Origin of the sequence: Streptomyces sp. NPDC007088, assembly GCF_042869355.1 — a bacterium.
Taxonomy (GTDB): Bacteria; Actinomycetota; Actinomycetes; order Streptomycetales; family Streptomycetaceae; genus Streptomyces.
The window spans coordinates 389619-400575 of sequence record NZ_JBIAFO010000005.1; the positions used below are offsets into that span (position 1 = coordinate 389619).

Annotated in this window: 9 protein-coding genes; 4 read left to right on the plus strand and 5 right to left on the minus strand. The window is 75.1% G+C overall.

Translation table 11 applies throughout. From position 1 onward, the window contains the following. The first annotated feature begins 282 nt into the window (after positions 1 to 282). Entirely contained in the window at positions 283 to 1107 is an 825-nt protein-coding gene (locus ACFYMP_RS11405) for a M15 family metallopeptidase (RefSeq protein WP_388854219.1), read from the plus strand. Positions 1108 to 1173: 66 nt separating this feature from the next. Beyond that, positions 1174 to 1731, plus strand: coding sequence for an NUDIX domain-containing protein (locus ACFYMP_RS11410; protein ID WP_388854222.1), 558 nt, complete (start codon positions 1174 to 1176; stop codon positions 1729 to 1731). On the opposite strand, the gene ACFYMP_RS11415 is transcribed toward ACFYMP_RS11410, so the two are convergent. Next, complete coding sequence (locus tag ACFYMP_RS11415; RefSeq protein WP_388854225.1) at positions 1722 to 4244, minus strand: TIM-barrel domain-containing protein; 2523 nt, start codon at positions 4242 to 4244, stop codon at positions 1722 to 1724. The genes ACFYMP_RS11410 and ACFYMP_RS11415 overlap by 10 nt on opposite strands. 233 nt (positions 4245 to 4477) lie before the next feature. Between ACFYMP_RS11415 and ACFYMP_RS11420 the strand changes: the two genes are divergently transcribed. After that, on the plus strand, positions 4478 to 6463 hold the full coding sequence (locus ACFYMP_RS11420; RefSeq protein WP_388854228.1) for an acetoacetate--CoA ligase: 1986 nt from the start codon (positions 4478 to 4480) through the stop codon (positions 6461 to 6463). Between the two features lie 248 nt (positions 6464 to 6711). Here ACFYMP_RS11420 and ACFYMP_RS11425 read toward each other — a convergent pair whose 3' ends face one another. Continuing rightward, complete coding sequence (locus tag ACFYMP_RS11425; protein ID WP_388854231.1) at positions 6712 to 6960, minus strand: hypothetical protein; 249 nt, start codon at positions 6958 to 6960, stop codon at positions 6712 to 6714. A gap of 211 nt (positions 6961 to 7171) precedes the next feature. Here ACFYMP_RS11425 and ACFYMP_RS11430 point away from each other — a divergent pair, with 211 nt between their 5' ends. Continuing rightward, positions 7172 to 8122, plus strand: a complete 951-nt coding sequence (locus tag ACFYMP_RS11430; RefSeq protein WP_388854234.1) for a hypothetical protein — start codon at positions 7172 to 7174, stop codon at positions 8120 to 8122. 109 nt (positions 8123 to 8231) lie between these two features. On the opposite strand, the gene ptsP is transcribed toward ACFYMP_RS11430, so the two are convergent. The 3 genes from ptsP to ACFYMP_RS11445 form a co-directional block, all read right to left on the minus strand. Next, positions 8232 to 9902: a phosphoenolpyruvate--protein phosphotransferase gene (gene ptsP, locus ACFYMP_RS11435; protein WP_388854237.1), complete on the minus strand. Its 1671-nt coding sequence runs from the start codon at positions 9900 to 9902 to the stop codon at positions 8232 to 8234. A 102-nt stretch (positions 9903 to 10004) separates the two neighbouring features. After that, the gene (locus tag ACFYMP_RS11440) at positions 10005 to 10454 is read right to left on the minus strand and encodes a PTS glucose transporter subunit IIA (protein WP_388854240.1); all 450 of its coding nucleotides are present in this window, start codon (positions 10452 to 10454) and stop codon (positions 10005 to 10007) included. 173 nt (positions 10455 to 10627) lie between these two features. Next, on the minus strand, positions 10628 to 10957 hold a 330-nt coding region (locus ACFYMP_RS11445), incomplete at its 5' end, for a hypothetical protein (RefSeq protein ID WP_388854243.1).

Below are 10957 nucleotides of genomic sequence, written 5' to 3' on the forward strand. Positions count from 1 at the left end.
CACCTCCTGGTCCCCGCCCACCCGGGCCGCCGCCGCCCCCCCCCGGGGGGCCGGGGCGGGGGGGGGCCCCGGCGGGGGGGGGGGGGGGCCCCCCCCGGCCCCCCCCCCCCTCCCGGACCGGCACCGGCCGGCACGCCGGGCGCCACGGCGCTCGCCGGCACGCCGGACCGCCGTGCCGGTCGCCGCCCGGCCCCGGCGGAGCGTCCCCGTCGCCCCCGGTCGTATGCGATGCCCTGTCAGGCACCTGTGGGAAAACCGTGGTTCCTGGTAGACCGGTGCTCCATGAGACGACGACTTCCCGCACCTGTGTGCGCCCTCCTCACGCTCGCGACCGTCACCCTGCTCGCCGTCGGCGCGACCGTCGCCCCCGCCCAGGCCGGGCCGGGCGCCGGACGCGACCCGGAGGCGCCCGCCTCATTCGTCGAACTGCGCCGGGTCGACCCGACGATCATCGAGGAGATCCGCTACTTCACGCCGCACAACTTCATGGGCGTGCCCGTCACCGGATACGAGCAGCCCCTGTGCCTGCTCACCCGCTCCACCGCCGAGGCCCTGCGCCGCGCGCAGCGCACGCTGCTGCGCCAGGGGTACTCCCTCAAGGTCTACGACTGCTACCGGCCGCAGCGCGCCGTCGACCACTTCGTCGACTGGGCCAGGGACCTCGGCGACCAGCGGATGAAGGCCGAGTTCTACCCTCGCGTGGACAAGACCCGGCTGTTCGCGGACGGTTACATCGCGGAGAAGTCCGGGCACAGCCGGGGCTCGACCCTCGACCTGACCGTGGTGCGGCTGCCGGCCCTGCCCACCCGCCCGTACCGGCCGGGCCAGACGCTCACCCCGTGCTACGGGCCGAAGAAGGAACGGTTCCCCGACAACTCCGTGGACACCGGTACCGGTTTCGACTGCTTCGACACGCTCGCCCACACGGAGGACCCGCGCGTCACCGGCGTCCAGCGTGCCCACCGCACGCTCCTCAAGACCACCCTGGAGCGCGAGGGCTTCACCAACCTCCCCGAGGAGTGGTGGCACTTCACCCACCAGCCCGAGCAGTACCCCGACACCTACTTCGACTTCCCCGTCGCCCTGCGCTCGCTGCACCGCCCCTGACGACGCGCCGGGGCCCACGGGGGAGGGGGAGAGCAAGAGTTCGACCGGATCGGATAAAGTCCGCGCGTGTCCCGGACTCAGCCCACCGTCGACGGTCCCCCCGCCCCCGCTCCCGCCCCGCCGGAGCGGGACTCCCACTGTTCGAGCTGCGGAGCGCGCTACCCGGACCCGGCCGGCTGGCCCCGTACCTGCGCCGAGTGCGGAGCGGCGGCCTACGGCAATCCGCTGCCGGTGGCGGTCGCCCTCCAGCCCGTGTACGACCGCTCCGGCACCGGGCTGGTCGTCATCACCCGCGCGATCGAGCCCGCCCGGGGCACCGTCGCCCTGCCCGGCGGCTTCGTCGACCACGACGAGGACTGGCGGCACGCCGTCGTACGCGAACTGCGCGAGGAGACCGGTATCGAGGCCGCCGTACGCGACGTACGGCTCGCCGACGCCCTCTCCTCGAACGACGGCCACCTGCTCCTGTTCGGCCTGCTGCCCGTACGTCCCGCCGCCGAACTCCCCCGGTCGGTACCCACCGACGAGACCGACGGCCGCCACGTACTGCGCGGCCCGGCCCGGCTCGGCTTCCCGCTGCACACCCTCGCCGCGCGGGCGTGGTTCGAGGGCCGCTACGTCTGAACCCCGCCCTCCCCGGGGCCGCGACCCAGACCACGCACCCGTACCGCGCGCCCGGTGAGCGGACCGTCGTCCGTCCGCTCCACGACCACCCGCCCGTCCGGTTCGCGCCGCGAGACGTAGTGCTCCGCCACCGGCTGCTCCCCACCGTCCGCCGGACCGGCGAGGACCGTCCCGCCGCCCGTGGACTGCCCCTCGGCCGGCGCCCAGACCTCCAGCTCCGTGGCACCGTCCGCGCCACGCACCGGGAGCACCGCGCCCGCCCGCGCCAGGACCGCCGGACGCGACAGCGGGGCCGCCACCTCGACCGTCCGGGAACCCGGGTAGATCGCCCCGGTCACCGTGTCGTACCAGCGCCCCGGCGGCAGTGGCACGCTCCGCACCCGCAGCCCGGCCGCGAGCACGGGGGCCACCAGCAGCGCGTCACCGAGCAGGAAGGCGTCCCCGCAGTCCCGCAGCGCCCGGTCCTCCGGGGCGAGCCACCACAGCGGGCGTGCCCACGGAGCGCCCCACAGCGCCGCGTACCGGGCCAGCGTCATGAAGTACGGCCGCAGCCGCGCCCGCTCCCGCAGCACCGCCCGGACCCGCTCGTCGCCTCCTCCCTCGTCCACCACCCCCGGGCCGGTGCACAACAGGGGCAGATACGCCGCCAGTTGCAGCGACCGCAGCCCCAGCTCCCCGTCGCCCGAGGCCCGCGGCCCGCTGAACGGCACCCCGCACAGCCCGAGCCCCAGCACCCGGCCCAGCGAGGCCCGCAGCGCCTCCCACCCGTCGGCCGCCCCGCCGGGCGCGAGCCGGACCCCGCCGTACCGCTGGACCCCGGCCCACCCCGAGTCCGAGACGAGGAAGGGGCGCGTGCCCGGGGCCCGAAGGCCGTGGCCCGCCGCACGGCTCACGCCCGGCTCGTGGACGCCCGTGGCCCCCCGGCACTCCCCGGCCCGCCCGTCCGGGGAGGGCCGGGGCGGCGGGACGACGGAGTCCACCGTGCCCGGACCGACGCGCGAGGGGACGGACGGGCAGCCGGCCTCCTCGTGGACGAAGTCCGCGAACCCCTCGGCGAGCCGCCGCCCGGACGGCCCGCTCCGCCACTCGCGCAGACCGGAATCGGGGCCGGGGCCGCTTGCGGTGCAGCCCGGGTGAGACGCCCCGCCCCGGTCGCGCGCCACCGCCACCGTACGCACCCCGAGGCCGGGCAGATCGGCGCCGAGCGCCGCGGGGCCGGGGAAACGCTCCCGGCCCGTGGGACCCGTGGGAGCGGACCGGCCGTCACCAAGCGCCTGGCGGGACCCGTCCGCCACCGGAGGGGGATCGAGAAGGACCGCGTCCAAGGGAATCGCCCGCGCCCGGAACCCCTCGGCCAGTTCCCGCACCCCGGCCGCACCGAACGGGAGAGCCGGCTCGTGGTGATGGCCCAGCGCCCAGTCCGGCGGCGGCAGGGGAGCCCCCGTCAGCGAGGCCCAGCCGTAGGCGAGCCGCTGCGGGGGGCCCACCACGATCCAGTACCGCACCGGGCCGCCGCGCATCCCCAGCACGGTCACCGCCGGCCGGTCGTGCCCCGAACCGGCCCCCTCCACCCCGTCCCGGACGGTGAGCGTCCCCTCCCCCGTCGTGTCGTGGAACACCAGATGCGCCCCGGCGTCCGCCACCACGACCTGCACCGGCATCCGCAGACCCCCGGCCCCGTCCCGGGCGCCCAGCGGATACGCGCCCGGCACCAGCCGGAACCCGCCGCCGGGTGCCGCCCCGCCCCGCGCCGTCCGGGCCGGACCACCGTCCGCGAGGGAACCGAAGAAGCGCGCGTCCGCGCTCACCTCGGAGCGCTGCTCCCAGCGACCGCCCCCGGCGCCGGGCCCGCCCGGCTCCCGGCCCGAAGGGACCTGACCCCGGGACGGGCCGTCCCGGTCCGCGTCGGCCAGGGGGCGCGGGGGCGGCTCCCCGTCCTCCACGGTCCCCGGCGCCCCGTCCCTCGGGGGCACCCCGCGGCCCGGCACCGTGACCCGGCCGGCGTCCCCGGCCGGAAACGGGAAACGCGGAGCGCGCGGCCCCGCCGACCGCTCCCACCAGCGGGGCGGCTCGTCCCTGCGCAGCACCACGCCGCCCGGCGTGCACACCTCGACCGTCCCGCGCCGCGACACCGTCAGGGTCACCCGCTCCGCGACGATCCGGAACCCGCCCTCCGTATCCGGCTCCAGCAGCACCCGCTCGTCCGGCTCGGTCACCCCCTCCCCGGCGAGGGCGTACGAAGGGGCGGGCCGCGCCCCGTCCCAGCCGAGGAAGACCGCGCCCCGCACCGTCACCCGCACGTACAGGGCCGAACGCCCGAACCGGATCAGGCCGCCGCCCGGCTCCGGCTCCACCCCCGTGACCGCACCGGGGACCCGCGCACGCTCCGCCGTCCCGGACCCCTCGGCCTCGGCGCGGCGCGCCCGCACGGCGGCCCGCCAGGCCCGCAGCCCCAGCCCGGGGCCGCCCACGCGGGCCGCCGTCACCGAACGCACCAGATCACGACCGATCATGGAGCCAGAGTGTCACCGAATCGCCCACGCGGGGGTGGCGTTCAGCCGCCGTTCACCCAAGCCACCCGGTCCCGGCCGGTCCCCGCCACGAACCGCGCGCGAGCCCGGCCCTCGGCGCGCCGACCGGCACCGGCGCGCCCGCCCCGCGCGCCGTCGCTCTGGTGTGCGCCCGCGACCCGTGGCATCGTCGCCGACGACCACGCAACACCCCGGAGAACCAGGGAGCCGCCCCCGTGTCCACCGCCGCGCCGCAGCCGCCCCAGCCGCTGTGGGAGCCCGACGAGGCCCGCGTCGAGAGCGCCGCCGTCAGCCGTTTCCAGTCCTGGGCCGCCGAACACCACGGCGCACCCGCGGACGGCGGGTACGCCGCCCTGCACCGCTGGTCCGTCGCCGAACTCGACACCTTCTGGCAGAGCGTCGCCGAGTGGTTCGACGTACGGTTCTCCACCCCGTACGAACAGGTACTCGCCGACCGCTCACTGCCCGGCGCGCGGTGGTTCACCGGCGCCCGCCTCAACTACGCCGAACACGCCCTGCGCGCCGCGGAGGACTCCCTGCGCGCGGGCGAGGCGGCCCTCCTGCACGTCGACGAGACCCACGGCCCGGAACCGGTCACCTGGACCGAACTGCGCCGCCAGGTCGGCTCCCTCGCCGCCGCCCTGCGCGAGCTGGGGGTACGCCCCGGCGACCGGGTCAGCGGCTACCTGCCCAACGTGCCGCAGGCCGTCATCGCCTTCCTCGCGGCCGCGACGGTCGGCGCGACGTGGACCTCCTGCGCCCCCGACTTCGGCGCCCGCGGCGTCCTCGACCGCTTCCAGCAGGTGGAACCCGTCGTCCTGTTCGCGGTCGACGGCTACCGCTACGGAGGCAAGGAACACGACCGCCGCGACACCGTCGCCGAACTGCGCGCCGAACTGCCCACGCTGCGCGCGCTCGTCCACGTGCCCCTGCTCGGCACGGACGCCCCGGACGGCGCCCTGGACTGGGCCGGCCTGGTCGCCGCCGACACCGAACCGGTCTTCGAGCAGGTCCCCTTCGACCACCCGTTGTGGGTCCTCTACTCGTCCGGCACCACCGGGCTGCCGAAGGCCATCGTCCAGTCCCAGGGCGGCATCCTGCTCGAACACCTCAAGCAGATCGGCCTGCACTGCGACCTCGGCCCCGGCGACCGCTTCTTCTGGTACACCTCGACCGGCTGGATGATGTGGAACTTCCTCGTCTCCGGACTGCTCACCGGCGCCGGCCTCGTCCTCTACGACGGCAGTCCCGGCTACCCCGACACCGCCGGGCAGTGGCGCGTCGCCGAGGCCACCGGAACGACCCTGTACGGCACTTCGGCCGCGTACGTCATGGCCTGCCGCAAGGCCGGACTCCACCCGGCCCGCGACTTCGACCTCAGCCGCGTGCGCTGCGTCGCCACCACCGGCTCGCCCCTCCCGCCGGACGGCTTCCGCTGGCTGCACGAGGAGGCGGGCGAGGACCTGTGGATCGCCTCGGTCAGCGGCGGCACCGACGTGTGCAGCTGCTTCGCCGGAGCCGTCCCCACCCTCCCCGTCCGCCTCGGCGAACTCCAGGCACCGAGCCTCGGCGTCGACCTCCAGGCGTGGGACCCCGAGGGCCGGCCCCTCGTGGACGAGGTCGGCGAGCTCGTCGTCACCCGGCCCATGCCGTCCATGCCGGTCCGCTTCTGGAACGACCCCGACGACAGCCGCTACCACGACAGCTACTTCTCCACGTACCCCGGCGTGTGGCGGCACGGCGACTGGATCACCCTCACCTCGCACGGATCGGTGATCATCCACGGGCGCTCCGACTCCACCCTCAACCGGCAGGGCGTGCGCATGGGCTCCGCCGACATCTACGAGGTCGTCGAACGCCTCCCCGAGATCCGCGAGTCCCTTGTCGTCGGCGTCGAACAGCCCGACGGCGGCTACTGGATGCCGCTGTTCGTCCAGCTCGCCGAGGGCGCGGTGCTCGACGACGCGCTGCGCGCCCGCGTCGCCGCCGCCCTGCGCTCCGAACTGTCCCCCCGCCACGTCCCCGACGAGATCATCGAGGTCCCCGCCGTCCCGCACACCCTCACCGGCAAACGCATCGAGGTCCCCGTCAAACGCCTCCTCCAGGGCACGCCGCTGGCCCAGGCCGTCAACCCCGGCTCGGTCGACGACGTCACCCTGCTGCGGACCTACGAGGACCTGGCGCGCGAACGCTCTTCCTGAACGCGGGCGCACCGGGCCCTTGCGCTGAGCGCCGGCGCTCACCCCCCCGTACGTCGCCTCGCCCTCCCGCAGCACCTCGGCGAAGTCGGCGGCCAGCCGCTTTGCCCCGGCCGGCTCCAGCCTCGCCGTGGTGTTCCGGACAGCCGGGGGCGAGGCGATCCGGAACCGCGCCCCCGCCGCCGTCCACCAGCCGCGCGAGCGCAGTCCGCCCACCACCGCCGACTCGTCCCGCCCCGGCACCCACACGTTCATCCCGCTGCGCCCGTAGGCCGCTCCAGCGCTCCGACCAGCGCGGACCGGCGCTCGGTGTACGTCTGACCGACCTCGCGGACGCGCCGCCCCACGGCCTCGTCCACCAGCGGCAGCGCCACTGTCTCCTGAAGCACCCGGCTCACCCACCCCGAGGTCATGAGCATCCGCCCGTCGTGCCGGGCGAGCGTCGCGGGATCGGTGCCCCGCACCGCCCACCGCGGGTCCACCCCCAGGTGCTTCGACACCGTCCGCACATGCGCCCACCCGGGCGGACCGCCGGTCGCCGGGCGTACGAGTCCGCCCCCGGCTGGGCCGTCCTCGGGGCCCCTGGCGGCACCTGCCTCGGCCAGCCCCACTGGTCCGCGCCCCCTCGCCGAGAAGCGATTGTCAGTGCCCGCGATTACGGTGAGTGACGAATGAGGGAATCCTCATGACGCCACGTCACCAGGGGGAACCATGGCACGACACAAGACCATCACCCAGCAGCCGGCCGCCGAGCGGCCGGCACGCGGCACCCGGCCCCGGAACAGCGGCCTGCACCGCGAGATCACCGGCACCCTCGCCCTCCTCACCGACGAGGAGGACTTCGCCCGGATGCGTCACTACCGCACCTTCCGCTTCGACACGCACGCCGCCTACCTCGACGAGGCGGACCGCTGCCTCAAACAGCGCGCCGCGCAGGGCAGGCACACGACCCTGACCCTGTTCGACCCCGAGGAGTACGAGGAGTTCTGCGCCGAGTCCGGCCTCGAAACGGACGACCCGGCCAGCCGCGCCCGGTTCACGGCCCACCTCCAGAGCCGCGGACCGGCCGTCCCGTACGAAGGCAGCCCGCTGCGTGAGCTCCTGCCGCGACTCGTGGACGGGGCGGTCCGCCAGGCGACCTTCGCCTACGCGAGCGAACTGCTCGGCGACGCGGGGGACTGCGCGGACTGCGGCGAGAGCCTGGGCCGCGCCGCCTTCGACCACGCGGCCCATCTCCTCGTGGCGGTGCTCCAGGTCGCCGGCCCCGGGGACCACCACCTCGTGTGCAGCACGAGCGCCCCCTCCGGCACCCTGCTCGCCGACCTCGACGTCACCGTCACCCCGAAGGGCGCCTTCCGGCTCGAAGAGAACGACGCCCTCGACCTGACCACGGTCCTGGCCTCCGCCCTCGTGACCGAGGCACCCTCAGGACTCGTCGCGCGCACGGCCCGCGCCGGCGAACCCGACAGCGTCCGCGGCTGGCGCCTGCGCGAAGGGACCCTGCACCCCCTGTCGGCCGCGGAGGTCTTCGACGCCTACTGCACGGACACCGACACAGGCGAGCCGATCCCGCCCGAGCCCGGCGTGGACTACCGGGCCGCGCCCGCCCTCGACCTGCTCCACCCCGAACCTCCCCACCGCCATGACGGAGGGAGCGACTGAGAGCGGCCGGCGACGCCGCCGGGGTCTCCCCGACCCGACCGGTCCGGCCCTGACCCGGTCGGCCGGTCAGGGCGCCCCGACGAGGAGGGCCCGGCGCGGCCGCGCCGGGCTACTCCCCGGACAGCACCCCCTGAGCGGCCTGCCGCGCCTCCTGGGCGGAATCCGTGGCCCGAGCGGCGGCGCCGGCCCGCTCGCACTGCGCGAGAGTGTGCTTCGCGAGAGTCGAGCGCACATACGGGATCGAGGCCGCGCCCATCGACAAGGAGGTCACACCGAGCCCTGTCAGCACACAGGCCAGCAGCGGGTCGGCGGCCGCCTCCCCGCACACGCCGCAGCTCTTGCCCTCGGCGCGGGCCGCCTCCGCGGCGAACGCCACGAGGTCCAGCAGCGCGGGCTGCCACGGGTCCTGCCAGCGGGCGACCGCGCCCACCTGCCGGTCCGCCGCGAAGGTGTACTGAGCCAGGTCGTTGGTGCCCAGGGAGAGGAACTCGACCTCCCGGAGGACCGACCGGGCCCGCAGGGCGGCCGAGGGGATCTCCACCATCGCCCCGAAGGTCCCGGGCAGTCCCGCCGCCCGGCAGGCGTCGGCGAAGGCCCGTGCGTCGGCCCGGTCGGCGACCATCGGCGCCATGACCTGCAGGTGCACGGGCAGGCCGGCGGCGGCGGTGGCCAGCGCCGACAACTGGGTGCGCAACACCTCCGGGTGTTCCAGCAGGGAGCGCAGCCCCCGCACGCCGAGCGCGGGGTTGGGCTCGTCGCCGGGGGTGAGGAAGGACAGCGGCTTGTCCGCCCCGGCGTCGAGCACCCGGACCACGACACGACGGCCGGGGAACGCCTCCAGCACCGAGCGGTACGCCTCGACCTGCTCACTTTCGGACGGCGGCCGTCGGCTGTCGTCGAGGAAGAGGAACTCGGTGCGGAACAGCCCGACGCCCTCGGCACCGGCCTCGACCGCGGCCGGTACGTCGGAGGGACCGCCGATGTTCGCGAGCAGCGGCACCGTGTGGCCGTCCGAGGTCGCGCCCGGTCCGTGCGAGGCGGCGAGGGCCGCCTTCCGTTCGGCGGCGGCCGCCTCCAGTTCGGCGCGGCGGCGCGCGCCGGGGGAGACGAACACCTCTCCGGAGCTGCCGTCCACCGCGACGACCGTGCCCTCGGCCAGTTCGCCGGCGCCGGGCAGCGCCACCACGGCCGGCACGCCGAGCGCGCGGGCCAGGATCGCGCTGTGACTGGTGGGGCCGCCCTCCTCGGTCACGAACCCGAGGACGAGCGTCGGGTCGAGCAGAGCGGTGTCGGCCGGTGCGAGATCGCGGGCGATCAGCACGTAGGGCTCGTCACTGTCGGGGACACCCGGCATCGGCACGCCCAGCAGCCGGGCCACGATGCGGTTGCGCACGTCGTCGAGGTCGGCGACCCGGCCGGCGAGGTACTCGCCCGCTCCGGCGAGCAGGGCCCGGTAGGAGGCGAAGGCGTCGTACACGGCGCGTTCGGCGGTGGACCCCACGGCCACCCGGCGTTCCACGTCGGACATCAGCTCGGGGTCCAGCGCCATCATGGCCTGGGCTTCGAGGACGGCCTGCGCGTCTCCGCCCGCGAGGTTGCCGCGCGCCGTGAGGTCGGCGGCCACGGCCTCCACCGCCTGCCGGGCCCTGGCCTGCTCGCTGCCCGCGTCCTGGGCGGGAACCTGTCTGGCGGGCGGTTCCAGTACGGCCGTCCCCATATGGCGGACCTCGCCGATCGCCACTCCGTGACTCACCCCGACACCCCGCAGCGTTGTTTCCATCTCACCGTCTCCGTTGTCACCACGACGCGAGGGCGCCGCGCTCTGCCCGGTGTCCCGGCCGGCTCGTCCTGTGCCTCGTCCTGTGCGGAGCACGGGTCCGGTTCACTCCCAGCGGAAGAGAGCCTCCCCGCTCTGGACGTCTCCGCTCTCGACGAGGTCCGACAGCGACTCACCGGTCGCCTCCAGCGCGACCACCGGGCAGACCGGGGACTTGCCCGCCTGCTCCACGGCGCCGGGGTTCCAGCGCACGAGAGGCTGTCCGCGCGTGACCCGGTCCCCCTTGTCCACCAGGAGTTCGAAGCCCTCCCCGTTGAGCTGCACGGTGTCGATGCCCAGATGGGTGAGGACGCCGTGGCCCTCGGCGTCGACCACGACATAAGCGTGGGGATGGAGGGAGACGACGAGGCCGTCGACCGGGGAGACGGCCTCCGAGGGCCCGCGCTCCGGATCGATGGCCGTACCGGGGCCCACCATCGCCCCGGCGAACACGGGATCGGGCACGGCGGACAGTCCGACGACATGTCCGGAGAGAGGTGAGGTCACGTCGGTCATGGCAAGCCTCCCAAGGGGGCGAAGTCCCACACCGCCCCCGCTGATCAGGCACGGCGCACTCGCGAGCAGCGTAAGTCACACGTCGTCCCGATTCCGGCAGGCAGCGACCGGCCGGCCGGGGTGCGCGCCCCGCAGAAACGATTTGCACCGGCCGCGTCCCGGCCTGTACAGTCTTAGATCTGCCCGCGACCGGCCACGCCGACGGCGACCGGATGGGCAGCACCCACCACATCGGATTCCCTCCTTTCCGGCCTGGTGTCCGCATGTCCGCGGACCGTGGTCAGGAACTGGAAAAGGAACTGATACGGTGGGAACCGCCGGAAAGGGAAACGGGAAAGCCGAAAGGCCGGACCGGGAACCGGAAAGGCACCGAGGAAATCAGGACCGCGAGGATCTGATAGAGTCGGGAACACGAAATACCGAAGGGAAGCGCCCGGAGGAAAGCCCGAGAGGGTGAGTACAAAGGAAGCGTCCGTTCCTTGAGAACTCAACAGCGTGCCAAA